The organism is Xanthobacter autotrophicus ATCC 700552, assembly GCF_043194565.1.
Taxonomy (GTDB): domain Bacteria; phylum Pseudomonadota; class Alphaproteobacteria; order Rhizobiales; family Xanthobacteraceae; genus Xanthobacter; species Xanthobacter autotrophicus_F.
The window spans coordinates 335,535-361,119 of record NZ_JBAFVS010000001.1 but is presented as its reverse complement, the minus strand read 5'-3'; the positions used below and the strand labels follow the sequence as shown (position 1 = coordinate 361,119).

Below are 25,585 nucleotides of genomic sequence, written 5' to 3'. Positions count from 1 at the left end.
CGGTTTGGCCGATCATTCCGCACTTCCACCCGATGCCTCGATAGAACCCATCTGCCGTTCGAGGAGGATGGCCCCGATCTCCGGACGGACCACACCTAGTATCGATGCCGTATGACAGAAATATTAGGGTCACCCAAAGTTGTGGAATGACTGGCCCTGCACGGGGTGCGGGACGGGACTGTTGCGGGACTGTCATGAAGTCGCCGCGAAACCTTCATGGGGTGACACGATGATGCGGCCGCCGACGAGCGCGCGTTCGGGCCGGATGGCTTTGTCATGCTTGATCAGGGAGCTGATCAGGGAGCCCTTCATGGCACCGCGCGCGGGCTTTGGTCAGGCCCTGCCCGGCGGCATGGATCCTGCCCGGCGGGAATCTTGGCCGGCGGCATGGATCAAGGTGAGGCGCGACGGGCGAGCCAAGACGGGTGAGCCGGGACGGGGCGGCGCGCCGTTCGGGCGACGGGGACGGGGATGACGGCCGACGGCGCGGGCGAATTCGTCGGCGATTTCATGGGCTATCTGGCGCGATGCGGGCTGCTGCGGCCGGGCGACGCCGGGTCCGCGCGTGACGCCGTGTCCGCGCGTCTGGATGAGGGGGCTCCCGCCGGCGCGCACTCTCCCGCGCAGGCCGGGTCGGAGGGCACAAAATCCCTGCGCAAGCTGTGGGAATCCACCGAGCTTGCCGCCGGCGATTTCGCCGACGCGGTGGCCAGCTTCTATCACCTGCCGCGCGCGAGCCTGCCCGAGCTGATGGCGGCATCTGCGCTGGTGTCACACTTCTCGCCGCGCTTCCTGCGCGAGATGACGGCGCTGCCCTATCGCGGAGCCGATGGGGCGGTTCGCCTTGCGGTGGGCGATCCCACCGACATGGCGGTGCGGCGCGCGGCCGAGATCGCGCTGGGCGAAAAGGTGGCGCTGGTGGTCGCCTCCTTCGAGGACATCGCCACCGTGCTCACCGAGCGGCTCGGCGGGGATGAGGCGCCGGCAGCCGGGATCACGGAGGCCGGCAGCGCACGGGCCGACGACGATATCGACAGCCTGCGCGATCTGGCCTCCGGCGCGCCGGTGGTGCGCGCCGTCAACGACCTCTTGGAAAAGGCCATGGAGTTGCGCGCCAGCGACATCCATATCGGCCCGTTCCGGGGGACCATCGAGGTGCGCATGCGCATCGACGGCCTGCTGCGGGTGGTGCCCGCGCCCGCCGACGTGCTGCCCCAGGCGGTGATTTCCCGCATCAAGATCCTTGCCGGCCTCGACATCGCCGAGCGCCGCCTGCCCCAGGACGGCGCGGCGCGCCTCAAGCTCGGCCGCTCGGAGATCGACGTGCGCGTGGCGCTCATGCCCACCCAGCACGGCGAGGCGGCGGTGATCCGCCTTCTCCCCCGCGACCGCGGCCTCCTGAACATGGACAAGCTCGGCCTGTCGCCGGGCGATGCCGAAATCCTCAAGCGGCTGCTGGCGCTGCCCCACGGCATGGTGGTTGTCACCGGCCCCACCGGATCGGGCAAGACCACGACGCTTGCCACCATCCTCTCCATACTCAATGAGCCCACGCGCAAGATCCTCACCATCGAGGACCCGGTGGAATATGAGATCAAGGGCGTCTACCAATCGCAGGTGAAGCCTTCCATCGGGCTCACCTTCGCCGCTGCCCTGCGCTCGTTCCTGCGCCACGACCCGGACGTGATCATGGTGGGCGAGGTGCGCGATCCGGAGACCGCCCACATCGCGGTCCACGCGGCGCTGACCGGCCACTTGGTGCTCACCACCCTCCACACCGACACGGCGGCGGCCTCGGTGCCGCGCCTGCTGGATCTCGGGGTGGAGGGCTTCCTCTTGAAGTCCACATTGCGGGCGGTGATCGCCCAAAGGCTGGTGCGCCAGCTCTGCGACCGCTGCAAGCGCCCGCGCATGCTATCCGCGACGGATGTGGCCGATGATCCGCGCTTCTCGGCGCTGGGCTTCAAGGCGGGCGAGACCATCTACGAGCCCAAGGGTTGCGAGCGCTGCGGCGGGGCGGGCTATCGCGGGCGGGTGGGGGTGTTCGAGATCCTGACCCTCTCGGATGAGATCCGCGAGATGATCGACCGCCACGCCGGCGCCAGCGCCGTGGACAAGGCGGCCATCGCCGGCGGCATGACCACCATGCTCGACGACGGCATCCTCAAGTGCCGGGCCGGCATCACCTCGCCGGCCGAGGTGCTGCGCGTGACCACCGTGCGCTGATGGCAACCTTCACCTATCGGGCCCTCACCCAGGCCGGCCAGATCGTCAGCGGCGAGATCACCGCGCCCACCGAGGCGGAGGTGCGCCGGCGCATCGAATTCCTCGGCCTCATGCCGGTGGAGACCGCCCCGGCCCGGGCCAAAAGCGAGGGCGGGCGGTTCGGCCTGTCGCTGGGCGCGCCGAAGGCGGAGGATGTCACCCTCTTCACCCGCGACCTCGCCCTGCTGCTGAAGGCCGGCGCGCGGCTCGACGAGGCGCTGGAGCTTCTGTCCGGCGACGCCGACCTTGGCCGCATGCGCTCTGTGGTGCGCAAGCTGCGCGCCGATGTGCTCGCCGGCCAGAGCTTCGCCGAGGCGGCGGCGGGAGAGCCCAAGCTGTTCCCGCCGGTCTATGTGGCGCTGGTGCGGGTTGGGGAGGCTTCCGGCACCATGGACCGCATCCTCGACCTGCTCGCCCAGGAGCGCGCGCGGGCCGAGCAGCTGCGGCGCAAGCTGATGGAGGCGCTGCAATATCCCGCCTTCGTGCTGGTGGCGGCGGGAGGCGTGCTGGTGTTCTTCCTGTTGTTCGTGCTGCCGCAATTTTCCACCGTGCTGCGCGACATGGGCGCCAAGCTCGATCCCGCCGTGGAGATGCTGCTGAACCTGTCGGACCTCGCCCAGGCCCACGGCGCCGCGCTGGGGGCCGGGGCGTGCGTCCTGGTGGCCCTCGCATGGCTGGTGCTGCGCCGGCCGGCGACGCGCACCGCCGTGATGGGCACGCTGGCGCGGCTGCCGCTGGTCAGCACCATCCTCACCTTCCGCCGCTCGGCGGTGTTCTGCCGCAACCTCTCCATCCTGCTGGGCAATGGCGTCACCCTCACCCAGGCGCTGCGCATCATCGTGGAGGTGATGGCGGCAGGGGATGACGCTTCCGTCTGGGCCGCCACCTCCGACAAGGTGCGCCAGGGCGCGCGGCTCTCGGATGCGGTGGCCGCCGGCGCGGCGCTGCCGCCCATGGCGGTGCGCATGCTGCGCCTCGGCGAGGAGACCGGACAGCTCGCCATGCTGTCGGGCCGCATCGCCGATTTCTACGAGGAAAAGCTCCAGCGCTCGCTCGCGAAGGTGGTCGCCATCATCGGGCCCGCCGCCATCGTCACCATCAGCGTCGTCGTCGGCGGCCTGATCGTTTCCGTCATGACCGCGCTTTTGTCGGTCAGCCAAAGCATCGGATGAACCGCGTGACTATTCTTCTTCCGGCCCGTGCCCCCCACCTCCGCCGCCGCCGCGAAGCCGAGGGCGGCTACACCCTCGTGGAGCTGCTGGTGGTCATCACCATCATCGGCCTCATCGTCGCCCTGGTGGGGCCGCGCGTGCTCGGCTATCTCGGCGACAGCAAAGTGAAGACCGCGAAGATCCAGATCCAGGGCTTCTCCAGCGCCCTCGACCTGTTCTATCTCGACACCGGCCGCTATCCCTCCACCTCGGAAGGGCTCGCCGCTTTGGTCCAGCGCGCCCCCGGCGCGGCGACCTGGAACGGGCCGTACCTGAAGGGCGGCACCCTGCCGTCGGACCCCTGGGGCAAGCCCTATGCCTATCGCGCGCCGGGCGAGCACGGCGCCTACGACATCGTCTCCCTCGGCTCGGACGGGCAGCAGGGCGGCACCGGCACCGCCGCCGATATCACGAGCTGGTCCAAGTGAGGCCCGCGCGCACCCTCTCCGCCCGCGCGGGGCAGGCGGGCTTCAGCCTGCTGGAGGTGGTGTGCGCACTGGCCATCGTCGCGGCGCTGGCGGCGCTTGCCTTGCCGCGCTTGCCGCTGGGCACCTCGCGCCAGCGGCTCCAGGCCTATGCGGTGGAGACCGCCGCGCTCTTGAAGGCGGACCGCGCCGCCGCCCTGCGCAGCGGCATGCCGGTGACGACGGTGGTGGACGCCCCGGCAGGGCGCATCCGCTCCGGTGCCGGAGCGCGGCAGGGGGCGCGAGAGGTGCGCATTCCCGGCGACGTGCGCATGACGGCGGTGCTGCCGAATGTCTGCAACGGCCGCGCGGCGGGCGGGCGCATCGGCTTTTTGCCCTCGGGCCTGTCGTGCGGCGGGGTGGTCGCCCTCACCCGCAACGGCGCCGGATATGAGGTGCGGGTGAACTGGCTGACGGGAGGAGTGGAGATTGTCCCGCGCCTCAAGTCCTGATGCCCTCGCCGGCGGGTCTGGGCGCGCCGGCTTCACCCTGCTGGAGGTGCTGGTGGCGCTGGCCGTCGCGGCGGCGGTGCTGGCTGCCATCGGGCAGCTCATGGGTGCCAACGCGCGCGGCGTCCGGGCGCTGGAGGCCCGTGCCGGCCTGCTCTCCACCGCGGGGGCGGTGGAAGCCGGCATTCCCGCCCGCAGCGCCCTGGCCCTCGGCCGCACCGATGGCGACATTGCCGGCCATCGCTGGCGCATGGATGTGCGCCCCCTCGACGTGGCCGGCGTGCCGGAGGGCGCGAAATGGGCGCCGCGCGACGTGGTGATCCGGGTGCGCGCCCCCTCCGGCGCCATGGTGGTGCTGGAGACCGTGCGCCTCGTGCCGGTGGCCGCCGAATGAGCCGGACTTTCCCCCCGCGCGCCGCCACGGCCGGCTTCTCCCTCATCGAGGTGCTGGTGGCGCTGACGCTGACCGGGCTCATGCTCTCGGCGCTGGCCATGGTGACGAGCAAATGGCTGCCCAACTGGCAACGGGGCCTGTCCCGCGTGGAGGCGAGCGAACTCATCGCCCTCGCCGTGGATCGCATGGCCGCCGACCTTGCCGCCGCCGAATTCGTGCCCGCCAGCCTCACAGCCAAGCGCCCGCTGTTCGGGGGCTCGTCCTCGTCGGTGGTGTTCGTGCGCACGGCGCTCGGCCCCAATGCGCGGCCGGGGCTCGAAATCGTGCAATGGGCGGAGGTCGGGACCGGCGGTCTCGGGCGCAGCACGGCACCCTTCGCCCCGCGCCCGGCCGATGCCGGCCTGCCGCCGTTCGGGGCGCCGGTTCCGCTGCTGGGCCCGGCCTACCGGGTCTCCTTCTCCTATGCCGGGCGTGACGGCGTATGGCGCGACGGCTGGATCGACGCGGATACGCTGCCGCGCGCCGTGCGCATGGTGCTCCGCGACGCCCGCACCGGCCGTGCCCTCGATGCCTCCAGCGCGGTGGTGATCCGCGCCGAGCTGCCGGCGGTGTGCGTCACCGACGAGACCCGGCCGGTCTGCGCCAAGCCGCGCCCGGCCGGGGCCGGTCAGGGCGATGGCTCCCAGGGAGACGCGCAGTGACGGCCTTTCGCGCGCCCCCCCTCGCGCCTGCGGGCATCAGCCCCGCGCCTGCCGCCGCCGCGCGCCGCGACGGCTTCATCCTGGTGGCGGTGCTGTGGATCCTCGCCGCGCTCGCCACCCTCGCCACGGTCTATGCGGTCTACATCTCCAGCACCGCCACCGCCGCCTCGGTGCGGGACGACAGCGTCCTTGCCCATGGCCTCGCCACGGCGGCGGTGGAGATCGCGGCCCTGCGCCTCATAGCGGTGCCGAAGGACAAGCGGCCGTCCAGCGGCGAGGTGGCCTTCCGCATGGGCAAGGCCAGCGTGAGCGCCACCTTCGTGGGCGAGGCCGCGCGCATCGATCTCAACGCCGCGCCGAAGGAGCTTCTCGCCGGGCTGTTCTCGGCGCTGGGCGCGCAGCCCGAGGCCGCGGCGGACCATGCCGATCGCATCCTCGGCTTCCGTGCGCCGGCTTCCGGCGACGGCGGCCGCGAGGCGGAGCTGTATCGCGACGCCGGCCTCGATTACGGCCCGCGCGGCGCGCCCTTCGTGCATGTGGAGGAGATCTGGCGCGTGGTGGGCCTGCCGCCCGCGCTGGTGGAACGGGCGCTGCCGCACCTCACCGTGTTCAGCGGGCGCGGCGAGATCAACGCGGCCGATGCGGACCCGATCGTGCGCGCTTCGGTGCCCGGCGCGGCGCCGCCGGATGCGGGCGACGGCGAGGGCGCGCAAGCCGCGCCGCCCGCGGTTCTGCCGAGCACCGTCGGCGAGCCGAGCGACGCGGTGCGGGTGCGCGTGCGCATGGATTTCGACACCGGGCGCCACCGGGCGGCGGAGGCGGTGATCCTGCTGCGTGACTTCGGCGATGATCCCTACCGGGTCCTCGCCTGGCGCGAGGATGCGGATTTTACCCCTGACGAGCGACCACCGTCGCGTCCCAAGGGGGAGCGCAGGCCATGACCCAGATGACGACGCTATCTCCCACTTCCCTTTCGCTGGCGCGGCTTCTCGACGCCTTCTCGGCCTTCATCGACCTTGCCGCCGGCTTCGGTGCGGACCTGCGCGGCCGGCTCACGCGTGGGGCGGCGGTGCGCGTCGTCGAGGGGGAGGCGGGGGTGTTCACGCTGGCCCTGCCCGACGGGACGGCCGCGTTCCGGCTGGACCATGCGGCCGCCCCGCTTCTGCCGGAGGTCGCAGCCGCGCTCAAGGGGCGCGAGGTGGAACTGGCGCTGGATTCCGGCCGCTTCCTGTTCCGGCCGCTGGAGCTGCCGCGCGGCGCCGCCGCATTCCTCGACGGCATCGTGCGCTCGCAGATCGACCGCCTGACCCCCTGGAGCGCCGCCGAGGCGGCCTATGGCTTCACCCCGCCTGAGGACGCGCCGGACGACCGCCTCGCCCTCACCGTGGCCGCGACCGCGCGGGCACGCATTTCGCCCCTCATCGACCGGCTGAAGGCGCAGGGCGCGGGCGCCATCCGCGTCACCACGCAGCCCGACGGCATGGGCGCGCCCATCCGCGTGCTCGACCATGCGGCATCCGGCGCGGCCTCGGGGGTGGCGGGGGTACGGCGGGTCCTGCTCGCGGTGCTCGGGGGCGCGGCGGGGGCCGCCCTGCTGGCGCTCGTCGTCTCTGGCCTTGTCGGCGGCAGCCTCGATGCCGAACTGGACGACATCACCCAGCGCATCGCCGCCCAGCGCCGCGCCATGGTGGCGGCCCGTGACGGGCAGGGCGGGGCGGGGGGCCAGCTCGCTGCGCTCGAACGGCGCAAGCGCGAGGCGCCGGCCACCGTGCTGGTGCTGGAAGCGCTGTCGCAGGTGCTGCCCGACGACACCTATGTCACCGAACTGCAGATGGAGGGGGACAAGGTGGAAGTGGCGGGGGTGTCGCGGGAGGCGGCGGCGCTGGTCCGCCTGCTGGAGCAGTCGCGCCAGTTCGCCGAGGCCACCTTCGTCGCCCCCACCACCCGCGCGGCGGGGGAGGCTGGCGAGCGCTTCCACATCTCCGCGCGCATCCTGCTGCCCATGGAGGCCATGCGATGAGCCTTCTGCCGTCCGTCGTCCCCTCCCGCCGGCTACCGCTGTTCGCGGCGCAGGGCTATCTGGCGCTCGTCCTGGTGCTGCTTGCGGTGGCGGGGAGCGCCATCGGCGACCTCATGGACAAGCGCGCCGCCGTGGCCGAGGCCGCCGATGCACTGGACCGCCTGCAGGGCCGCAAGCCGCCGCGCCCCGGCGACGGGGCCGAGCCGTGGACCGGTGCGCCGGTGCTGGAGGGGGCCACGGTGACGGTGGCCGGGGCCGTGCTCATGCAGCGCATCGCCGCCGCCGTGGAGCGGGCGGGCGGGCGCCTCACCTCATCCCGGCCGGAGCTTCAGGGCACGCCCTACGGGCCGGGCTTCATCGCCGTAGCCGCGAGCCTCGATATCGGCGAGGATGCGCTCCAGAAGCTGCTCTACGACATCGAGGCGGGCCAGCCTTTCCTGTTCGTGGACCAGCTGGCGATCCAGAGCGTGGCGCCGGCCTCGGGCGCGCGGACGGCGGACGGGGGCGGCCAGCAGCCCATGGCACTGAAAGTGACCTTCACCGTCTACGGCCAATGGCGGGGCGCGCCATGAGCGGGTTCGCGCGGGTCCCCTTTCCCCTTGCGCCGGAGGTCTTCCGCCGGAAGGCCCGGTCGCTGCTCGGGCCTAGCCTGCCCCGCCGCCGGGGTGCGCCCGGCGTGGGAGCTGTCCGATGGATTTTGTCCTGGGCCGATGACGGGTGGGCTTCGCCCCGCCGCCGTGTGGGCCTGGGCCAGTGGGCTCTGCGCCTCGCCATCGGGGCGGCGGTGCTGATGGCGCCCGCCGGGCTGGCGCGCGCGTCCGACCTTGATGCGCCCATCCCGCCGCCCGGCCCGGTCCAGGTCCGCGCGGCCGAAAGCGGCGATGGGTCCGCAGGCGCCCGATCGCAGGCCGCGGCGCCGCGGGGCAATCCCCTGTGGTCGCTTCCGCTCGACCGGCTCGACGCCACCCGCGCGCGACCGATCTTCTCGCCCACCCGGCGCCCGCCCCCTGCGGTTGAGGCGCCGCCGCCGCCCGCGCCCACCGCACCGGTGCCGGTCGCGTCGGCGCGGCCGCGCGTGACCCTCATCGGCACCGTGGTGGGCCAGTCCGATGCCTATGGCATCTTCCTCGATCCGGCGAGCAGCGCCGTGCTGCGGCTGCGCACCGGAGAGACCCACGAGGGCTGGGTGCTGCGTTCCGTCAGCGTGCGCGACGCGCTGCTGCAGAACGGCCGCAACAGCGTGGTGCTGGCGCTGCCGGCCGCGGGGAGCGGCGGCGCGACGCTGGCCACGCGCGGGCCTGCCGGCGGGTCCGTGGTGGCGCGCCCGGGGCGTCCGGGCGGCGAGCGGCCCACGGCGCATATCATCGCCCCGAACCGGCCCGCGCCATCGCTGTCGGATATCGATTCCAGCCATTGAGGCCACGGGCAGCCAACCGAGGCTCCGGGCTGATCCGCCGTCATCGGCAGGTCATGGCCCACGGGGAAAGTGCGCCCCGTCTCCCCTTTTCTGTCGGACCGGACGGGCGCCATCGTGAGCCAGCTTATCGGATTGTTTCCCACCCCCGTGATGCGGGTGCCGGGATTGCTCGAACCGGAGACGGTGGCGGCGCTGGCCGCCGAGGCGGTGGACGCCACCAGCCTCACCAACGCCTATTCCGACCTGCTCTCCCACACCCCCGTGGGGGGCACCGAGGCCAATGCGCTCCATGCGCGGCTGGGCGCGCTGGTGCTGCCCAAGGTGGCGGAATTCGGCGAGGTGCTGTTCGGCGAGGTGCTGACCTGGCAGATCAAGGAGATCTGGGTGAACGTGCTGGAGCCCGGCGGCCATCAGGCCATCCACACCCATGCCAACAGCTTCATCTCCGGCGTGGTCTATCTGACGCAGGCGCACCCCTCCGCCAACATCGTGTTCCACAAGAGCATCGGCGGCACCGGCTTCCTGTTCGGCAACAGCAATCCCAACGCCCGCGTCAATGCCTTCAACGGCGGCAAGTGGGCCATGCCGGAGACCTGCGCCGGCGATCTCGTGATGTTCCCAAGCTACCTGCTGCACGAGGTGCCCGCCAACCGGGGGGAGCGGCGCATCTCCATCGCCTTCAACGCCATTCCCGATCGGCTCGACAATTTCGGCTACGCCATCCGCTTCGCGTGAGCGGGCGGGCACCCCTTCCAGGAGCTTTGGCCAGATGTACCCCGCCTCCGCCTTTGCCGCGCTTGTCGCCGGCCTTCTCGCCGGCAGCTGCGCGCCGGCGCTCGCCCAGTGCGCGTTCGACCAGTCGGTGCCCAATGCCAACGACGTGCTGGGCGATGTCGAGCCGGCGGTGACCATCGATTTCACCGACGAGTTCGAGCTCCATGAGGTGCGGGTGCTGGGGCCGGACAATGCCGAATGGCCCACCGACTGGGCGCGGCCCGCAGGACAGGTGCGCCAGACCGCGTTCCGCGTCACCCAGCCCCTGCCGCCCGGCCGATACATGGTGATCTGGAACGGCTACCTGCGCCGCCATCATCACGCGGACGGCGGCTCCATCCCCTTCACCGTGGCTGCGGCGGGCGCGGCGCCGACCTCCCCCCCGGCGGCAGCGCCGCAAGAAGGCGGCGTGCATCGGGTCGGGCCGGGTTCGCCCTATCGAGCGCTTCTAGGAGGCGCCGCGCCGCAGCCGGGTCGCTGACCGCGACCTGCCGCGCCATGGCGAGCACCGGCCCATAGGCCGGCTCGAAATCCGGGCTCATGCCCACGATCTCGATGAGCCGCGGGGCCAGCGTGCCGATGAGGTCGCGCGGGCCGCGTGCGGCGAGGGTCTGCGCGCCCGTTTCCAGATAGGCGTCGCGCGCCCGCCAATAAGCGGCAAGGCGGGTGCGGGCGTCGGGATCCGATGCGTCCAGCACCGCCTCGGGCGCGGGGTTTAGCGCGGCGAGGAGGGCGACGAGCCGGTCGGCGGGGGTGTCCGTTCCGGCATAGGCGACGCGCGGCGCGTCCGTGGTGACGAGGGGGTGGTCGTCGGTGTTCACCGGCCCCGGCCCGGCGAAGGCCGCAAGCTCGGGACGGCCCGCCAGATAAAGGCCGAACAGGGAAAGGTCGCCGCTCATGTCCAGGGCGGCGAGGCTTGCGGCCAGTGCCGGCTCGGTGATGCGCCGCGCCGCCCAATCGGCGGGATAGGCCTTGGGCTCGCGCCGCCCTATGAGCGCGATGAGGGGCGTCTCCACGCTGAACTGGGCCAGATAGGCGCTCGCATCCGGGAAGGTGTCGAGGAAGGTGCGCACGATGATGCGCAGGGTGGGCAGGTCCAGCTGGTGCAGGGGCAGCCACTGGGCGAACAACCCGCCGTCGGCGAGCCGGTCGCGGATCGCGGCGAAATGCTCCCGCGCATAGAGCGCGCCCGAGCCGTCCACCGAGGGGTGGTAGAGGTCGGCCACGATCACGTCGTAGCGTCCGCCCGGCGCGCGCACGAAGCGCCGGGCATCGGCCACATGCACCCGCACCAAGGGGTTGTGGCCGATCTCGCCGGCCGAGGCGCCGAACAGGGGGAAGGTTTCCACCACCTCCGGCACCAGCTCCACCCCGTCCGCCGTGAGGCCGGGATGCTCGCCCGCCGCCGACAGGGTCGCCCCGGTGCCGAGGCCGAGGAACAGGGCGCTTTCGGGCGCCGGGTGCAGCAGCAGGGGGATATGGGCCTGGCGGTGGTCCGAGCGCATGGAGGCGCTGCCGCCCATGCGGAAATGGTTGTTCACCTGAAGGTGCCGGTCGCCGGCGCTGTTGGCGATGACGCTGACCGCGGCCATCACCCCATCGCGATGCCACACCAGTTCGCCGCCGGGCGGAATGCGCACAAAACGCAGGGAGAGCGGCGCCACCACCAACGCCGCCGTGGCCGCGCCGATGAGGCCCGCCGCCATGAGGGACAAACGCCGCAGATCGGGCAGCACGAGGAGATAGCCGAGGGCGATCAGCACGAAGGCGAGCTTGGCGCCGAGCAGCGGCAGCAGCAGCGGGCCGAACAGGATCGGCGCCAGCGCCGCGCCCAGCGTGTTGATGGCAAGCGCCGGTCCGACCCCGCCGGCCTGGTCGCTGGCGCGCTGGGCCAACTCGGTGAACAGGGCGCCCATGGCGATGGTCGGTGGCAGGAAGGCCAGCGCGGCGATGCCCAGCTCCGCGAAAAGGCGGCCTTCGAAGGTTGCGGGAAGCGCCGCCCGCAGCATCGCCAGTATCGTGTCCGACACGCCGAGAAGCGCCGCGCCGAGCAGGCAGGCGAGGGCGGTGGCCGCCACGAGTGGGCGGGTGAGGGCCGCGCCGGGGTGGCGCGCGGCGATGGCGTTGCGCGCCACGGCACCGAGCGCCGTCCCGGTGAGGTAGGCGGCCAAAAGGATGGCGAAGGTATAGATGGTGTTTTCGAGGATCTGGCTCAGCACCCGCACCGTGAGCACTTCGTAGCCGATGCCGAGCAGGCCGGTGACGAACAGGGCGATCAGCGGGCCACGGGCGCGGCTTGTTTTGGTGCTTAGAAAAGTAGAGTCGCGCAGAACAGCCGTCGCTTGCGGCACTGCTGCCGTGACGGGCGCAGCGTGTCTCCCCCCCGCTCCGGCGAGCAGGGCGGCGCAGGCGAAATTGAGCCCGGCGCAGGCCATCAGCGTCGCCGACAGGCCCAGCGCCGGAATGAGCAGGAAGGCGGTGGCGAGGGTGCCGGCCACGGCGCCCGCCGTATTGGCCGCATAGACGCGCCCTACCGCCCCGCGTGCCGCCAGCAGGGGCACGAGCACGGCTTCCAGCGCCGGCAAGGTGGCGCCCATGGCCAGCGTCGCCGGCAGCAGCAGCACGAAGGGCAGGCCGAAGGCGACGGCCCATTGGCGCAGCGGGTCCGCGTCTACCGGCACCAGGGCCGGCACCTGCTCCGCCGCCAGTGGCGCGAGCACGATGAGGGCGAGGGCCCAAAGGCCGATGACGCATTCGAGGCCGGCATACCATGCGGCGGGCCGGGGGCTGCGCGCGATGCGGCGGCCGAGCAGCAGGCTGCCGAGGGCAAGGCCCGCGAACAGGGCGGAGACCACGCCGAGCACCGCCACGATTTCATGGCCGAGCGCTACCGCGAGCATCCGTGCCCAGACGATCTCGTATCCCAGCCCGGCGAAGCCCGACAGCGTGGCGACGGCGGTGATGACGCCGATGCGACGCGCTCCGGACCTTGCGACCTCCGGCGAAGCGACCTCCGGCGAAGCGGAGCCGGGAGGCTCGACAGTCGATGCCGCAGCAGGCGATGAGGCGCTGGACGACGAGCCGGAAATCCCGGCGCTCAAGGCCGCGCGGGCTCGGGAGCCGGGCAAGGAGACTGGGGAGTGGGACACCTGGGTGTGGGACATGGGGAACTGGGACATGGGGAACCTGAAGGGCCGAAAAAGCGAACCGGGGGCCCTGAAGGCCCCCGGCGTTACGCGGTACGAATGGCAGGTATGAACCGGCGGGCCGAAGCGCGCCGGTTCAGCCTCACTTCTTGAGGGAGACGGCGAGGGCGCCGTTGGTCTCCACCAGCAGCTTGGGCTGGTCGGCGACGCGGATGAAGATGGGGTTCGTGTAGAACCACAGGTCCGACCAGCCGGCCACGTCGTAGCTCGAGATCTTCTGGTTGTCGCGCACCACGAGGTGCGAGGGGCAGGCGGCGTCCGTGCAGGGCACGAACGGACCCTGGGCGGCGTTCTCGGGATCCCAGTCGTTCAGGGGGTTGCCCTGGGCGTCGGTCTCGGCCGGCACGGAGGCCGGCAGGTTGCTGCCGCGGGCGCGGACGTACATGTTGTTCTGCACGTTCGAGATGGTCACCACCATGGTCCGCTTCTGGCCGCTCACGGTCCAGTTGCTCGGGCCGAAGGTGGCGAGACGCGCGGCCGTGGTGTTGGTCCCGTTGGTGTAGTTGGCGTTGTCCGCGGCCACGACGCCGGAGACGTTGCCCTTGATGAACTGCACCTGGCGCAGGGTCGGCCGGTTCAGGGGCTCCTGAACGCCGATCTGGGCCAGCGACGGGTTGTTGAAGCTGTAGGGCGAGTGGTTGGTGCCGGTCGGCTGGTTCACCTCGAGGGTGAGCTTGACCGAGCGGCCACGCGGAACCACCAGCGTCTGGCCCATCTTGGCGGTGCCGGCCGGCGAATAACCGATGACCTGGGCAGTGTAGCTCAGCTCGCCGGTGATCAGGTCGCCCTGCACCGAGTAGGAGTTGCCGGAGCGCACGCCGTCCACGATCACGTTCGGGCGCAGGGTGGTGCCGGAGGCCGGGCGCGGCAGGAACAGCTTCTGGTATTCGCCGGGATAGAAGTCGTTGGTCGAGCCGGCTTCATAGATGCTGAAGGCGCCGCGATTGTGCCAGTCGGAGCTGGCGTAGAAGAACCAGTTGCGGCCTTCGCCCAGCAGCGCGTCCCACACGCCGCCGACCTTGGCGGCGTAGATGCCGGTGCCGCCGAAGGTGGTCACGCCCACCGAATCGCAGCCCGAGCCGCAGAAGCCGGCGCGATATTCGCCGCGATTGTTGGAGGCCTGGTGGCCCGGCTGGCTCTCGAAGCCGACGGCGACCGTCGGACCCGCATTGTTGAAGTCGCGGAGGTGCTCGATGTTGAACCCGTTGTTGCCGTTCGGGTTGAACACGCCGGCGCGCTCCAGGTGGGCGGGCACATAATAGCTATCCAGCGGATAGTATTTCTGCAGCCACTGCACGCTGGGAACGGCCTTGTTCTTGTGGTTGGTCGTGCCCGAGCCGCTGCCGGAGGCGTTCGCCACCTTGCCGGTCCAGTTGTGGTTCGGCGCGCCGAGGCTGAAATCCGTGTCCGAGCGGTCGAAGCGGTATTCGAATTCGGCCACGCCGGCGGCATCGCCGGTGTTGCCGCCGAAGTTCTGCGGCTTCTGGTTGCCGATCACGGTCATCGAGGTGTGCTCGTGGCCGGGCACGTTGGTCTCGATGCCGGCATAGAGCATGGGCTTGTTGAGCTCCTTCGCGAGGCGCGCGAGCTCGGGGTAGATGATCTCCTCGGCGCTCTGCCAGCGCCACATGGAGCGGTGGCCCTGCGACATGGCCACATCGCCCTTGACCGCGGTCACGGGCGCCACGTCCCAGAACTTGCCGGTGCCGGTGGTGGAGCCGTCGCCCTCGGGATCGTCCACCCGGCAGTCGCGCGGGCTCGATCCGCCGTGGTCGGCAGCGCCGAGCCATTCGAGGCCGTAGCTCTGAACCGCCTTCTTCACCATGGTCTCGACCGACGAGCGGCCGTCCGAGCACGGGGTGTGGTTATGGAAATCGCCGGCCATGTAGCTGTCGGCGAAAGCCGGCGTGGAGGACAAAGCCATCCCACCGGCTACGGCAAGGACCGAGGCCCCCGCAATCAGTTGATGCGCCAGCACCGCGCTCTTCATTCTCCAACCCCTTTGAATGAGACGGACGTCCAGAATCCGCTGGCGCTCTACTATCGTCGTTCTGTGACTACCTGCTGAAGCTTTGATGACGGGTGCAAAGGAGAGCCGAATAACTGAATTGTCGCACCCACCGGAAAACGCACCGCGCTGTCATCAACGCGACACCACCGGTTCGCTAGAGCACGTTCCGGTCCGATGGCATCGCAGTCTGGTCGGAACCATCTTTTCTGTGTTGAGCCAGAACCGGCTTCGCCGCGCTGCGGATCCGGTTCTCGACGCGTTCGGAGCGCTTGCCGGCATCCGTGCGCGGTCGGTGCGGGAGACGGGATTTGACGTCATCGGGTTTGGAGCCGACCGCGGGCGCGGTCGATGCAAAGGGCGCCGCGGCAAACGGTGCGACAGCGGACGGCGTGAAAACGGGCGGCGCGAAAGCCGGCGGCGGGGGCGTGCTGGGCTTCGTTCGGCGCCTGGTGCGCGAGCCGCTGCTCCAGTTCATGGTGCTGGGCGCGCTGATCTTTGCCGTGCACGCCGCCACCACGCCCTCGGTGAGCAAGGAACGGCTCATCGAAGTCACGCCTGCGGTGCGCCAGTCCATCGTCGACGCCTTCAAGTCGTCCCATGAAGGCCGCGAACCGGGCGCCGACGAACTCGCCAAGCTCATCGACCTCTGGCTGCTGAACGAGATCACCTTCCGCGAGGCACTGGCGCAGGGGCTCGACAAGGGCGACGAGATGATCCGGGATCGCATCACCCACAAGATGCGCCTGCTCATCTTCAACGGCGTGGACGTGGCCGAGCCCACCCCCGATGAACTCAGCGCCTGGTACGAGAAGCGCCGCGCCAATTACGACATTCCCGATCTCGTCAGCTTCATCGACGTGCCCTTCACCGGGGCCGACGCGGAGGCCCAGAGCCGTGCGGTGCTGGAGCAGATCCGGGCCGGCACCGAGCCGGAGGAGGTGCAATTGCGCGCCCTCATCTTCTCGCAGCGGCCGCGGCAGACGCTGGAGCCGTCCTTCGGCAAGGAGTTCGTGAACGCGATCGTCGCCGGCCCCAAGGGGGAGTGGCAGGTGCTGCCTTCCGCGACGGGGTGGCACGTGGTGCGGCTCGACACTTTCGTGCCCGGTCGCCGGGTGGACCTCGACGAGGTGGGCGGCCAGGTGGGGCAGGCGTGGAAGGACGAGCGGCGGCGCATTCTCGCCATCGCCGCCACCCGCGACCTGGGCAAGGCCTATGTGATCCGGCGCGACGAGCCATGAGCGCGTCAGCCATGAGCGCGTCAACCATGAGCGCGACGGCCGCGTGCGCATCGGCCGTGAGCGCATCGGCAAACATCCGCCCAGCGCCGGCGGCCGCCGTGCGGCGGACCTTCGCTGCTCCGTGCGGCCTTGCCGCGGCCCTGCTGTGTCTCGTGCTGGCGCTGCTGATGCCGGCGTCGGCGGCGCGGGCGCATGAGGCTTCCATGGCGGTGATCACCCTGCGGGAGATCGCGCCGGGGCGCTTCATCGGCCAGTGGACCATGCCGCCGGCGGACGTGACGCTGCAGCCCATCTTCCCGCCCCACTGCAGGTGGGAGCCGCCGGAACTGGTGTGCGGCGCGCGCGGTCTCACCGGCCAGCTGAGCTTCATGGGCCTTGGCAGCAAGCAGTCGGTGGCCACCATCCGGGTGATCCCCCACGAGGGACCCATGGAGGTCTATACGGTGAGCGCCGCCAAGCCCACCGTGATGGCGGCACGCGATCCGGGAACCGACCTCGCCGTGTGGCAGGACCTGGCCGAGACCTACGTCAACCTCGGCATCGATCACATCCTGCGCGGCATCGACCACCTGCTGTTCGTGCTCGGCCTGATCTGGCTGGTGAAGGGCGGCTGGAAGCTGGTGAAGACCATCACCGCCTTCACGGTGGGCCACTCCATCTCGCTGGCCGCCGCCACCTTCGGCCTGGTGGGGGTGCCGGAACGCCCGCTCAACGCGGCCATCGCGCTCTCCATCGTGTTCGTGGGCGTCGAGATCGTGAAGCTGCAGCGCGGGGAGGTGGGCCTCACGGCACGCTATCCCTGGACCGTCGCCTTCGCCTTCGGCCTGCTGCACGGGCTGGGATTTGCCACCGCGCTCACCGCGCTGGGCATCCCGCAGGCGACGCTGCCCATCGCGCTGCTGTTCTTCAACGTGGGCGTGGAAATCGGCCAATTGTCCTTCGTGGCGGTGGTGCTGGCGCTGCTCTGGGCTCACCGGCAGGCGCAGGCCCTGCTGCCGCGCTGGGGTGCCGCCATCCCGGCCTATGTGATCGGCTCGGTCGCGTCCTACTGGTTCCTGCTGCGGATCTGATTGCGGTGCCGCCTGGCATCCCTGCTGTGAGAGGAAAACGCTGATGAAACGCCTGACCCCGAACACCACGGCGCTGTTCGCCATGCTGTTCGCCGCCATCCCGCTGGCGCCCGCCTTCGCCCACACCGGGACGGGCGTCTCGCTCGGGCTCCTGAGCGGCTTCATGCATCCCCTGTCCGGCGCCGACCATCTGGTGGCCATGGTGGCGGTGGGCCTGTGGGGCGCGCAGCTGGGCAATCCCGCCATCTGGGTGCTGCCCGTGACCTTCCCGCTGGTGATGGCCGTGGGCGGCCTGCTCGGCGTGCTCGGCGTCCCGCTGCCGGCGGTGGAGCCGGTGATCGCGGTGTCGGGCATCGCGCTGGGCCTGATGGTGGCGCTCAGCGTGCGGCCGCCCTTGTGGGTCGCCGCGGTCATGGTGGGCGTGTTCGCCATCTTCCACGGCTATGCCCATGGCCAGGAGCTTCCCGAGGCGGCGGATGCGGTGGCCTATGCGGCGGGCTTCGTGGCCGCCACCGGCCTGCTCCACCTGTCGGGCATCCTCATCGGCGTGCTGGTGGGCTGGGAAGCCGGCGCCCGGGTGGTGCGGGCCTGCGGCGCCGCCATCGGCTGCGTCGGCGTCTACTTCCTGCTCGCGTCCGTGGGCGTCATCGAATGAAACGCTGGCTTCGTCTGCTTGCGGCGGCGGCTGCGCTGGCGCTCGCGCCCACCGCGGCCCACGCCCATCTGGTGGATACGCGGCTCGGCGATTTCTACAGCGGCGCGCTTCATCCCCTGACGGATCTGCAGCAGGTGCTGCCCTGGATCGCTTTGGCCGTGCTCGCCGCCTTCCAGGGGGCGCAGCGGGCGCGCTGGATCATCCTGGTGTTCCCGCTGGCTCTCGCCGCCGGCGGGATTGCGTCGCTTTATGTCCCGCTGCCGCCCTTTGGTGGGCTCCTCGGCCTTGTGCTGGTGGCGGTCACGGGGCTCGCGGTGGCGATGGCGGCGCGCCTTCCGCTCGGCGCTTTGCTCGCCATCGCGGTGGTGATGGGGCTGCTGCACGGCGCGCAGAACGGCGCGGCCATGGTGGCCACCACCGACCGGGTGCTGTTCCTCTCCGGCATGACGGCCATCGGCTATGGGGTGATCACGCTGGCCACCGGAAGCGCCATCGCCTTCCTGCACGGCGCGGCGTGGCGGCCCATCGCCCTCAGGGCCGGCGGCAGCTGGGTGGCGGCCGTGGGCATCATGGTGCTCGGCCTCAATCTGGTGCGTCCTATCGCGGGGTGATGAGCTTCACTCATCGGCTGTCGGCACAAGCGCCACACCTCGGGACCACCCCGAGGCGTGGAGCTTGTCCCTCGCGCCACCGGTCAAAGACCGGGCCTTTGGAATGAGAGGGCTCGCGGCCCGTTGAGGCCGGGTCTGCTTGAGGCCGGGTCTGCGCCGGATCGCCTTGACCTTCAGCGAGAGCGGCGAAGGCGCCCGGCGCCCCGGCTGTGCGGGCCGGGGCCCCGCCCTCTGCCGGCAAAGGCTGTCAAAGTTGGAATGATCGGAAGCTCGGCCAAGCTGTTTCCCCCGGTGCCGAATCGCGGCTGCTGAGGGGAAAAGCGCCGTGCCGCATTTCAAGTCTACGGCCATATGGCAGGCCAAACACAACCTGAAAATCCGGGCTGTCCCGTGGTTTGCCGATGCAGGCCGCCCTCTAGACTTAAGGAAAGAGAACGCGTTACCCGATCAGATTGCGATGCAATCTGATCAGCGCGTTCTCCTGCGATTCCTGTCGCGTCCCGCTTTTGTGTATGAGGACCTGTGCCGGAGCGGGTCCACGCACGACTATTTCAAGACCGACATCCACCTCCAGCGCGCCACCTGCTGATCGGCCGGCGCGTGCGCCAGGGTGCGCGCAAAAAGAAAGAGCCCCGGCAGAGGCCAGGGCTCTCCAAGTGAACACCCTGGCGGGTCGGCGCGTGTCGCGCAAACCCGCCGAAGGTGCCGGCGTTCTCAGAAGCGATAGTTGATGCCGGCCTTCACCAGGCTGATGTTCTGGTCGACAGTCGACACGAACGGGTTGATGTAGGTGTTCGGCGTGAAATTGAAGCTCACGTCGGTGCTGCCGAGGTCGATGTAATTGTATTCGACCTTCGCCGACCAGTTGTTGAAGAAGGCCCATTCGAGGCCGGCGCCGACGGTCCAGCCCCAGCGGGTGGAGCTCGGAGAGGCGCTGTAGTTGGCCTCGATCACGTCGAGGTCGGTGTTGCCGGCGGTGTGCTCCACGTTGGCCCAGGCCGCGCCACCCTTGGCGTAAACCAGGATGCGGTCGAAGGCGACGCCGAGGCGGGCGGTGATGGTGCCCAGGGCGTCGATCTTCGACGAGCAGGCGTTGTTCTGCTGGATGCAGGTCGTCGCGAAATTCGGGTTGCCGTTGTAATAGCTGCCCGAGCCGTTGATGTCGGCCCAGTTGGCGTCGGCCTCGATACCGAGGACGATGTTGTTGATCTGGTAGTTGTAGCCGATCACGCCGCCGACGAGGCCGCCGTCGAGGTTATAGTTGGCGTCATTGACGCCATAATAGGCGATGTCGGCCGGATAAAGCGGATCGTAGGACTTGCTGAAATCGTTCTGCGCCCAGGCGTAGCCGCCCTGGGCGCCGATGTAGAAGCCGGTCCAGCTGAAGGCCGGCGCGACGGGCGCGGCCTTGACCGGCATCTTGGTGGCAAGGTCCGCCGCCTGGACGGAGCCGGCGGCGATCATCGCCGCGAGAATGGTTGTAGCGAGCAGCGCCTTACGCATGTCTATCCCCCGAGCCCGATGAAACTTGATGCGAGGGTCTTAGCGCAGTTCAGCGCCCATGACTGTCTCCCAAGGGCAACAGGTGACCTTGCCCGGACTGTCATACCACAGACAAAATAGTCTGATACGGAACCTAAAGTATTGGAAAATCTGTTCTCCTGGCGCGACCGTCTAAGGTGCCGGCGTCATGTATGAGCGGAGTCCGCCCAATCGGCCGTTCTATTCATTGAGGTCCGGCCACGGCGGGCATCCTTTTGTTCCCCATGTCTGTCGTGCGCACGGTGTCCAAGATCCCGGACGAGAGCATATCCGGTGAATGCGCATTCGCCGGATATGCTCTATCGCTTTGTATTTGCGCAACGTATTTGCGCAACTCCAGACGCAAATCCGCTGCACACTTCTGCTGGTAGGGCTCCAGGCGCATCGGAAGGCGCATCGGAGCAATTTGAACGCGTTTTCGGGACGAATTTCGCTCGATCAGAGATGGAGAACCCTATCCGGCGAATGGGCGGAAGCTCTTCACAACTTCCTCATAGACCCTGCGCTTGAACGGGACGACCAGTTCCGCCACCTTGTCGAGGCTCTCCCAGCGCCAATCCATGAATTCGGGCTTGTGGCCGCCGCCGCCGGGGCGGGCGATCTCGATCTCGGCATCAAGGCCGGTGAAGCGCAGGGCGAACCACTTCTGCGTCTGGCCGCGATACTTGCCCTTCCAGGCCTCGCCGGCGATGCGGCCGGGCAGGTCGTAGGACAGCCACTCCTCCACCTCGGCGAGCTTCGTCACCGAGCGCATGGAGGTCTCCTCGTACAGCTCGCGCAAGGCGGCATCGAACGGGGCCTCGCCCTTGTCGATGCCGCCCTGGGGCAATTGCCAGGAATGGGTGGCGTCCACATGCTCCGGCCCGCCGATGCGCCGGCCGAGAAAGACCTTGCCGGCCGCGTTGAACACGCACAGGCCGACGCAAGGGCGGTAAGGCAGGTCGTCCTGTTTCTTGTCGTGGCGATTCGACATCAGAGTGATCCGCAAGGAGGGGTTGCTTTGCATCCTCATTGGCCCGCGCGGCGTCGCCGCGCAAGCCCGGGAAGCGCCCGATGCCGTCGGTGCGCTCCACCATGGAGCGATCCCTTCGCCAGCGGGCCGCGCGCGGTATTCCTTCATTGGGCCGCGCGGTGGCGCGATTTTCCCTCAGTGGGCCGCGCGATGGCGCGGTGGTCCTTCAGTGGGCCGCGCGATGGCGCGGCAGGGCGGTGGAGCCCCAGGCGCGCAGCGAGGCCCAGATGCGCCGGTCGAGCTGGAAGCGGTCCACGGGCACGGAGGCACCCAGCGCCTTCACCCGGGTGAGGCCGACGCCCGACCATTGGAAGCCGCACTTCTCCAGCACCCGGCGCGAGGCCGGATTGACCACGCGGGCCGAGCCGATGAGGAGCTGCAGCCCGGTCTCGGAAAACGCATAGTCGATGACGGCGCGCACCGCCTCGGTGGCGATCCCGCGGCCCCAGAAGGGCTCGCCGATCCAGTAGCCAAGCTCCGGGGCGGGCTCCGGCGGGCGGCGGCCGAAGCTCACCATGCCGGCGAAGGTGAGGGCGCCCTCGCCCTTGAGGAACAGCGCGAAGGTGGCCGCGTCCGGGACGGCGGCCAGCGTCTCGACGAAGGCGTGGGCGTCGGAGCGCTTGTAGGGGAAGGGCAGGTTCGCGGTCATTTCCGCGATCTTGCGATTGTTGGCAAGCTCCGCGACGGCGGCAACGTCCTCGAGGCGCGGCGCGCGGAGCACGAGCCGGTCGGTTTCGAGGACGGGGATACAGCTCTCCGCGAGCGGGGCTCCGGGCGGCGTCTCACACAGGGTCATGGCAAGCTCCTCAAGGCCAGACAAACGAAAACCGGGGAGAGGGTGTCCCGTCTCCCCGGTTCGTGTCTGAGCTTTGAGGTTCGGCCTGCTCAGGCGCCCACCGGATCGACGTGACCGGCGGGAACCTGCATTTTCAGGTCTCGCCGTTTATTCAGCCGCCTCGGCGGCGACGGGAAGCACCGATACGAAGGTGCGGTCGTTGGCTTTGGTCTGGAAGGTGACTTTGCCTTCCACCAGGGCGAAGAGGGTATGGTCCTTGCCCATGCCCACGTTCGTGCCGGGATGCCACTTGGTGCCGCGCTGGCGCACGATGATGTTGCCGGCGATGACGTCCTGGCCGCCGAAGCGCTTCACGCCAAGACGGCGACCATCGGAATCACGACCGTTGCGAGACGAGCCGCCTGCCTTTTTATGAGCCATTGTTGCTCTCCTCGTTCGCTATCAGGCGTCGGCAGCGGCTTGGGGAGCCGGCGCGCGCTGGAATTTGGGTTCGGCCTTGACGGTCTCGCCGAGGCCCGAAATCTCGGTGATGCGCACGACGGTGAGGTCGGCGCGGAAGCCCCGCTTGCGGCGCGAATTCTGCCGGCGGCGCTTCTTGAAGGCGATCACCTTGTCGCCGCGGGTCTGCTCGACCACTTCGCCGGTGACGGTGGCGCCATCCACGTGGGGCGCGCCGATGGCGATGGTGGCGCCGCCCAGCATCAGCACCGGGAAGGTGAAGACCGCGCCGACGTCGGCGTCGAGGCGGTCGATGGTAATTTCGTCGGCGGCGGCAACGCGATACTGCTTGCCGTTTGCCTTGATGACCGCGAACATCTTGTCTCGCTTTCGTGTTCCGCCGAGCCTCGAAGGGCTGGCTTCTTCCGGTCGGGAATTGGGAATGCGGGCACAAGGGCCCACGCGAAGTGGGTCCGATACACTATCGGTGCCTGAAAAGTCAATGCGCCGGCCTGCCCGCCGCAGCTGTCCCCTCGCGCGCGCTCATCCGGATGCTTTGCCGGGGAAGGGAGGCGGGCGCCGGCATGCCATGGATCCTGCCATGGATCAGGTGGGGCGGGGCGCTGGGCGCAGGCCCGTTGCGGCCCTGCGAAAAACGTCAAATTACCGCTTGCATGGGCAGAGCTTATCCCCTAAATCCCCCCTTGCCCAAATTCGCACGTGCCTGTGGTCGCGTGTCGGTCGGTAGGATCTCCGGACAAGAGGCCGGAAAGCTGCCAGGACGACCGATAGCCGGAGGGAACCGGCCCACCCCGCTCCTCATGCGGGGGACGTGACTTGAAGCAACGACGTAAGGGCTTTTTTGGTCTCGGTCACCCCTCCAAAGGGCGGCGTTACTGAAGAGGCACTACATCTTGCCGGCCGTGCGGAGCGGGATTCCCTCTCCAATCGTGCGCAGTTGTCTCGCCCGCGCGTGGCTTTCGCCGCTGCGGGCGCTTCGGCTGCCGTTCGGTCCGATGATGCGGCCGGGATAAAGCCCCGGCGAAGCGGGTACGGCCCGCAGACGACCCGGCGTGTCCACAGCGCCGGGCGGCTGCTTGCGCGTGCCCCGGCCGAACCCAGTGCGGGTTCGTCCGTCCTGTCGTCGTGCGGTTTACCGCGCTTCACGAGGCTTCAGGTCACTGGGAGGACACCATGACCGATCGCATCCGCGAATTCCTGCGTACCCGACGAGAGGATGGCCCCTGCGTGGTGGTGGACCTCGACGTGGTCCGCACCAATTACCAGGCTTTCGCCCGCGCGCTGCCGGACACCCGCGTGTTCTATGCCGTGAAGGCCAATCCCGACGCTGCCATTCTTCAGGCGCTGGAAGAAATGGGCTCGTGCTTCGACTGCGCCTCCGTGGGCGAAATCGAGATGGTGCTTGCCACCGGGGCGGGTGCCGAGCGTATTTCCTTCGGCAACACCATCAAGAAGGAGCGCGACATCGAGCGCGCCTTCCGCCTGGGTGTGCGCCTGTTCGCGGTGGACAGCTACGAGGAGGCGGAGAAGATCGCCCGCGTGGCGCCCCACGCCAAGGTGTTCTGCCGCATCCTGTGCGATGGCGCCGGCGCCGAATGGCCCCTGTCGCGCAAGTTCGGCTGCGAGCCGGAGATGGCCGCGGACGTGCTGGAGCACGCCCATCGCCTGGGCCTTGCCGCCTATGGCGTGTCCTTCCACGTGGGCTCGCAGCAGAAGAACGTGCACGCCTGGGACGGCGCGCTCGCCTCGGCGGCGCAGATCTTCCGCGCCTGCGCGGAGCGGGGCATCTCGCTCTCCATGGTCAATCTCGGCGGCGGCTTCCCCACGCGCTACCTGCAGGACGTGCCGGGCGCGCAGTCGTATGGCGAGGCGATCTTCTCCTCCCTGCGCAAGCACTTCGGCAACCAGATCCCGGAAACCATCATGGAGCCGGGCCGCGGCATGGTGGGCAATGCCGGCCTCATCGAGGCCGAGGTGGTGCTGATCTCGAAGAAGTCCGAGGCCGACGCCATGCGCTGGGTCTACCTGGACATCGGCAAGTTCGGCGGGCTCGCCGAGACCATGGACGAGGCGATCCGCTATCCGCTGCGCACCCCGCGCGACGGTGACGACACCGCGCCGTGCGTGCTCGCCGGCCCGACCTGCGATTCGGCCGACGTGATGTACGAGAAGACCCCGGTGGACCTGCCGCTGTCGCTCTCCATCGGCGACAAGGTGATCATCGAGGCCTGCGGCGCCTACACCACCACCTATTCGGCGGTGGCGTTCAATGGCTTCCCGCCGCTGAAGTCCTACGTGATCTGAGCCGCTGATCCGGGCTCGATCCCAGGGCCTGCGATCGAAGGGGACAGCGCGTTGAAGTGGCGGACCCGAGCGGTCCGGCCTTCGGCGCGCCTCGACCCTGCGCGATCCCCACCGCGCGCCGGACCTGAGGGTCCGCGCCGGTGGCACTGAGGAGGGGGCTTCCCCCTCGTCTTCCGCACCGTTCCGAAAGGCCCAAGCCGCAAGCTGATGGCCGACCGCGCCTCCCGCGCGGCGGGACGGATCTCTTCGCCTCTCACGTTGGCACCGGAGCTGCTGATGACTGAGATCGTGCTGGAAACCGTGGAAGATGTGGCCCCGCGCGAGGCCCTGCTGGACCTGTGCCTGGGCGCCGAGCGTTTCACCAAGTCCTCCGAGCGCTTGCGCGAAGGCCGCGTGCCGGCACGGGACCTCGCCTTTGTGGCCCGCGGCCCCGACGGCCGTCTCGCCGGCACGGTGCGGCTGTGGAACATCACCGCCGGTCCCGGCAGGCCGGCGCTGCTGCTTGGCCCGCTGGCGGTGCATCCGTGGTTTCAGGCCCATGGTCTTGGCGCCACCCTCATGCGCACGGCGCTGGATGCGGCGCGTGCGGCGGGTCATGGCGCGGTGATCCTGGTGGGCGATGCCGCCTATTACGAGCGCTTCGGCTTTGGCGCGCGCAAGACCGGCGCGCTCTGGATGCCCGGCCCCTACGCCCGCGACCGCCTGCTGGCGGTGGAACTTGCGGCTGGCGCCCTCGATGGCGCGCACGGCCTCATCAGCCCCATGGGCGCGCGTGTCGCCCGGCCCTCGCTGGCCGAGCTTCTCGCCGGGGAGATGCGCCGGTCGGCGTAGGGCCAAGCCCGCGCGGCGCTTGAGCGCAGGTGCCTCAAGATTCCGCGTGGCGCACGGGTGTGCATAAAGCAAAAAAGGGATGGGCCGAAAGCCCATCCCTTTTCCGGGCGCCGGGCGGCGAACCGCCCGGCCTTCCCCCGCTCTTGATATCAAAC

General features: G+C 69.8%; 26 protein-coding genes and 1 pseudogene. 20 read left to right on the top strand and 7 right to left on the bottom strand.

What is annotated here, in order from left to right; translation table 11 throughout:
* Nucleotides 1-510: 510 nt before the first annotated feature.
* The 12 genes from V5F48_RS01720 (at nucleotide 511) to V5F48_RS01665 (ending at nucleotide 10,176) form a co-directional block, all read left to right on the top strand.
* Nucleotides 511-2,226, top strand: a complete 1,716-nt coding sequence (locus V5F48_RS01720; protein ID WP_394039499.1) for a GspE/PulE family protein — start codon at nucleotides 511-513, stop codon at nucleotides 2,224-2,226.
* Complete coding sequence (locus V5F48_RS01715; protein WP_394039448.1) at nucleotides 2,226-3,437, top strand: type II secretion system F family protein; 1,212 nt, start codon at nucleotides 2,226-2,228, stop codon at nucleotides 3,435-3,437. The genes V5F48_RS01720 and V5F48_RS01715 overlap by 1 nt, the downstream gene beginning before the upstream one ends.
* The gene (gene gspG / locus V5F48_RS01710) at nucleotides 3,434-3,904 is read left to right on the top strand and encodes a type II secretion system major pseudopilin GspG (RefSeq protein ID WP_394039446.1); all 471 of its coding nucleotides are present in this window, start codon (nucleotides 3,434-3,436) and stop codon (nucleotides 3,902-3,904) included. Before V5F48_RS01715 ends, gspG begins: the two co-directional genes overlap by 4 nt.
* Nucleotides 3,901-4,392: a prepilin-type N-terminal cleavage/methylation domain-containing protein gene (locus V5F48_RS01705; protein WP_394039444.1), complete on the top strand. Its 492-nt coding sequence runs from the start codon at nucleotides 3,901-3,903 to the stop codon at nucleotides 4,390-4,392. The genes gspG and V5F48_RS01705 overlap by 4 nt, the downstream gene beginning before the upstream one ends.
* Nucleotides 4,370-4,783: a prepilin-type N-terminal cleavage/methylation domain-containing protein gene (locus V5F48_RS01700; protein ID WP_394039442.1), complete on the top strand. Its 414-nt coding sequence runs from the start codon at nucleotides 4,370-4,372 to the stop codon at nucleotides 4,781-4,783. Before V5F48_RS01705 ends, V5F48_RS01700 begins: the two co-directional genes overlap by 23 nt.
* The gene (locus tag V5F48_RS01695) at nucleotides 4,780-5,484 is read left to right on the top strand and encodes a PulJ/GspJ family protein (RefSeq protein WP_394039440.1); all 705 of its coding nucleotides are present in this window, start codon (nucleotides 4,780-4,782) and stop codon (nucleotides 5,482-5,484) included. Before V5F48_RS01700 ends, V5F48_RS01695 begins: the two co-directional genes overlap by 4 nt.
* Entirely contained in the window at nucleotides 5,481-6,425 is a 945-nt protein-coding gene (locus V5F48_RS01690) for a type II secretion system minor pseudopilin (protein WP_394039438.1), read from the top strand. The genes V5F48_RS01695 and V5F48_RS01690 overlap by 4 nt, the downstream gene beginning before the upstream one ends.
* On the top strand, nucleotides 6,422-7,504 hold the full coding sequence (locus V5F48_RS01685; RefSeq protein WP_394039436.1) for a PilN domain-containing protein: 1,083 nt from the start codon (nucleotides 6,422-6,424) through the stop codon (nucleotides 7,502-7,504). Before V5F48_RS01690 ends, V5F48_RS01685 begins: the two co-directional genes overlap by 4 nt.
* On the top strand, nucleotides 7,501-8,076 hold the full coding sequence (gspM, locus tag V5F48_RS01680) for a type II secretion system protein GspM (protein WP_394039434.1): 576 nt from the start codon (nucleotides 7,501-7,503) through the stop codon (nucleotides 8,074-8,076). Before V5F48_RS01685 ends, gspM begins: the two co-directional genes overlap by 4 nt.
* A gap of 125 nt (nucleotides 8,077-8,201) precedes the next feature.
* Nucleotides 8,202-8,921, top strand: a complete 720-nt coding sequence (locus V5F48_RS01675; protein ID WP_394039432.1) for a hypothetical protein — start codon at nucleotides 8,202-8,204, stop codon at nucleotides 8,919-8,921.
* Between the two features lie 114 nt (nucleotides 8,922-9,035).
* On the top strand, nucleotides 9,036-9,656 hold the full coding sequence (locus V5F48_RS01670) for a TIGR02466 family protein (RefSeq protein ID WP_394039430.1): 621 nt from the start codon (nucleotides 9,036-9,038) through the stop codon (nucleotides 9,654-9,656).
* Nucleotides 9,657-9,690: 34 nt separating this feature from the next.
* Entirely contained in the window at nucleotides 9,691-10,176 is a 486-nt protein-coding gene (locus V5F48_RS01665; protein ID WP_394039428.1) for a copper resistance CopC family protein, read from the top strand.
* 649 nt (nucleotides 10,177-10,825) lie between these two features.
* On the opposite strand, the pseudogene V5F48_RS01660 reads toward V5F48_RS01665, so the two are convergent.
* Nucleotides 10,826-12,610, bottom strand: a pseudogene (locus V5F48_RS01660) (fused MFS/spermidine synthase); the annotation flags it as partial.
* 31 nt (nucleotides 12,611-12,641) lie between these two features.
* On the opposite strand from V5F48_RS01660, the gene V5F48_RS01655 reads away from it, so the two are divergent.
* The gene (locus tag V5F48_RS01655) at nucleotides 12,642-12,953 is read left to right on the top strand and encodes a hypothetical protein (protein WP_394039506.1); all 312 of its coding nucleotides are present in this window, start codon (nucleotides 12,642-12,644) and stop codon (nucleotides 12,951-12,953) included.
* A 30-nt stretch (nucleotides 12,954-12,983) separates the two neighbouring features.
* On the opposite strand, the gene V5F48_RS01650 is transcribed toward V5F48_RS01655, so the two are convergent.
* Nucleotides 12,984-14,891: a hypothetical protein gene (locus tag V5F48_RS01650; protein WP_394039426.1), complete on the bottom strand. Its 1,908-nt coding sequence runs from the start codon at nucleotides 14,889-14,891 to the stop codon at nucleotides 12,984-12,986.
* A 446-nt stretch (nucleotides 14,892-15,337) separates the two neighbouring features.
* Here V5F48_RS01650 and V5F48_RS01645 point away from each other — a divergent pair, with 446 nt between their 5' ends.
* The 5 genes from V5F48_RS01645 (at nucleotide 15,338) to V5F48_RS01625 (ending at nucleotide 19,075) form a co-directional block, all read left to right on the top strand.
* Nucleotides 15,338-16,150: a peptidyl-prolyl cis-trans isomerase gene (locus V5F48_RS01645; RefSeq protein ID WP_394039424.1), complete on the top strand. Its 813-nt coding sequence runs from the start codon at nucleotides 15,338-15,340 to the stop codon at nucleotides 16,148-16,150.
* Between the two features lie 167 nt (nucleotides 16,151-16,317).
* Nucleotides 16,318-17,220 carry a HupE/UreJ family protein gene (locus tag V5F48_RS01640; RefSeq protein WP_394039497.1) on the top strand — a complete coding sequence of 301 codons (903 nt, stop codon included), beginning with the start codon at nucleotides 16,318-16,320 and terminating at the stop codon, nucleotides 17,218-17,220.
* A gap of 43 nt (nucleotides 17,221-17,263) precedes the next feature.
* Complete coding sequence (locus V5F48_RS01635) at nucleotides 17,264-17,875, top strand: HupE/UreJ family protein (RefSeq protein WP_394039422.1); 612 nt, start codon at nucleotides 17,264-17,266, stop codon at nucleotides 17,873-17,875.
* Nucleotides 17,872-18,486, top strand: a complete 615-nt coding sequence (locus tag V5F48_RS01630) for a HupE/UreJ family protein (protein WP_394039420.1) — start codon at nucleotides 17,872-17,874, stop codon at nucleotides 18,484-18,486. Before V5F48_RS01635 ends, V5F48_RS01630 begins: the two co-directional genes overlap by 4 nt.
* 325 nt (nucleotides 18,487-18,811) lie before the next feature.
* Nucleotides 18,812-19,075, top strand: a complete 264-nt coding sequence (locus tag V5F48_RS01625) for a hypothetical protein (RefSeq protein ID WP_394039418.1) — start codon at nucleotides 18,812-18,814, stop codon at nucleotides 19,073-19,075.
* Nucleotides 19,076-19,200: 125 nt separating this feature from the next.
* Here the strand turns inward: V5F48_RS01625 and V5F48_RS01620 are convergent, their stop codons facing one another.
* The 5 genes from V5F48_RS01620 to rplU all read right to left on the bottom strand — a co-directional run bounded on the left by V5F48_RS01620 (nucleotide 19,201) and on the right by rplU (nucleotide 22,652).
* Nucleotides 19,201-19,989 (bottom strand): outer membrane beta-barrel protein, encoded by a 789-nt coding sequence (locus tag V5F48_RS01620; RefSeq protein WP_394039416.1) that lies wholly within the window; start codon nucleotides 19,987-19,989, stop codon nucleotides 19,201-19,203.
* Between the two features lie 493 nt (nucleotides 19,990-20,482).
* Nucleotides 20,483-21,001, bottom strand: a complete 519-nt coding sequence (locus V5F48_RS01615; protein WP_394039414.1) for an RNA pyrophosphohydrolase — start codon at nucleotides 20,999-21,001, stop codon at nucleotides 20,483-20,485.
* 205 nt (nucleotides 21,002-21,206) lie between these two features.
* On the bottom strand, nucleotides 21,207-21,836 hold the full coding sequence (locus V5F48_RS01610; RefSeq protein ID WP_394039412.1) for a GNAT family N-acetyltransferase: 630 nt from the start codon (nucleotides 21,834-21,836) through the stop codon (nucleotides 21,207-21,209).
* A 147-nt stretch (nucleotides 21,837-21,983) separates the two neighbouring features.
* Entirely contained in the window at nucleotides 21,984-22,256 is a 273-nt protein-coding gene (rpmA, locus tag V5F48_RS01605; protein ID WP_394039410.1) for a 50S ribosomal protein L27, read from the bottom strand.
* Nucleotides 22,257-22,277: 21 nt separating this feature from the next.
* The gene (rplU, locus tag V5F48_RS01600; protein ID WP_394039408.1) at nucleotides 22,278-22,652 is read right to left on the bottom strand and encodes a 50S ribosomal protein L21; all 375 of its coding nucleotides are present in this window, start codon (nucleotides 22,650-22,652) and stop codon (nucleotides 22,278-22,280) included.
* Nucleotides 22,653-23,468: 816 nt separating this feature from the next.
* Between rplU and V5F48_RS01595 the strand changes: the two genes are divergently transcribed.
* A complete protein-coding gene (locus V5F48_RS01595; protein WP_394039406.1) occupies nucleotides 23,469-24,599 on the top strand; it encodes a type III PLP-dependent enzyme in 1,131 nt (376 codons plus the stop codon).
* 276 nt (nucleotides 24,600-24,875) lie between these two features.
* Complete coding sequence (locus tag V5F48_RS01590) at nucleotides 24,876-25,430, top strand: GNAT family N-acetyltransferase (protein WP_394039404.1); 555 nt, start codon at nucleotides 24,876-24,878, stop codon at nucleotides 25,428-25,430.
* Nucleotides 25,431-25,585: the final 155 nt, after the last annotated feature.

Excerpts from the sequence above, each read along its gene's own strand:
- V5F48_RS01720 (WP_394039499.1), top strand. The coding sequence starts at position 511 with ATGGGCTATCTGGCGCGATGCGGGCTGCTGCGGCCGGGCGACGCCGGG.
- V5F48_RS01715 (WP_394039448.1), top strand. The coding sequence starts at position 2,226 with ATGGCAACCTTCACCTATCGGGCCCTCACCCAGGCCGGCCAGATCGTC.
- gspG (WP_394039446.1), top strand. The coding sequence starts at position 3,434 with ATGAACCGCGTGACTATTCTTCTTCCGGCCCGTGCCCCCCACCTCCGC.
- V5F48_RS01695 (WP_394039440.1), top strand. The coding sequence starts at position 4,780 with ATGAGCCGGACTTTCCCCCCGCGCGCCGCCACGGCCGGCTTCTCCCTC.
- V5F48_RS01685 (WP_394039436.1), top strand. The coding sequence starts at position 6,422 with ATGACCCAGATGACGACGCTATCTCCCACTTCCCTTTCGCTGGCGCGG.
- gspM (WP_394039434.1), top strand. The coding sequence starts at position 7,501 with ATGAGCCTTCTGCCGTCCGTCGTCCCCTCCCGCCGGCTACCGCTGTTC.
- V5F48_RS01665 (WP_394039428.1), top strand. The coding sequence starts at position 9,691 with ATGTACCCCGCCTCCGCCTTTGCCGCGCTTGTCGCCGGCCTTCTCGCC.
- V5F48_RS01650 (WP_394039426.1), bottom strand. The coding sequence starts at position 14,891 with ATGAAGAGCGCGGTGCTGGCGCATCAACTGATTGCGGGGGCCTCGGTC.
- V5F48_RS01640 (WP_394039497.1), top strand. The coding sequence starts at position 16,318 with ATGCCGGCGTCGGCGGCGCGGGCGCATGAGGCTTCCATGGCGGTGATC.
- V5F48_RS01635 (WP_394039422.1), top strand. The coding sequence starts at position 17,264 with ATGAAACGCCTGACCCCGAACACCACGGCGCTGTTCGCCATGCTGTTC.
- V5F48_RS01630 (WP_394039420.1), top strand. The coding sequence starts at position 17,872 with ATGAAACGCTGGCTTCGTCTGCTTGCGGCGGCGGCTGCGCTGGCGCTC.
- V5F48_RS01620 (WP_394039416.1), bottom strand. The coding sequence starts at position 19,989 with ATGCGTAAGGCGCTGCTCGCTACAACCATTCTCGCGGCGATGATCGCC.
- V5F48_RS01615 (WP_394039414.1), bottom strand. The coding sequence starts at position 21,001 with ATGTCGAATCGCCACGACAAGAAACAGGACGACCTGCCTTACCGCCCT.
- V5F48_RS01610 (WP_394039412.1), bottom strand. The coding sequence starts at position 21,836 with ATGACCCTGTGTGAGACGCCGCCCGGAGCCCCGCTCGCGGAGAGCTGT.
- rpmA (WP_394039410.1), bottom strand. The coding sequence starts at position 22,256 with ATGGCTCATAAAAAGGCAGGCGGCTCGTCTCGCAACGGTCGTGATTCC.
- rplU (WP_394039408.1), bottom strand. The coding sequence starts at position 22,652 with ATGTTCGCGGTCATCAAGGCAAACGGCAAGCAGTATCGCGTTGCCGCC.
- V5F48_RS01595 (WP_394039406.1), top strand. The coding sequence starts at position 23,469 with ATGACCGATCGCATCCGCGAATTCCTGCGTACCCGACGAGAGGATGGC.
- V5F48_RS01590 (WP_394039404.1), top strand. The coding sequence starts at position 24,876 with ATGACTGAGATCGTGCTGGAAACCGTGGAAGATGTGGCCCCGCGCGAG.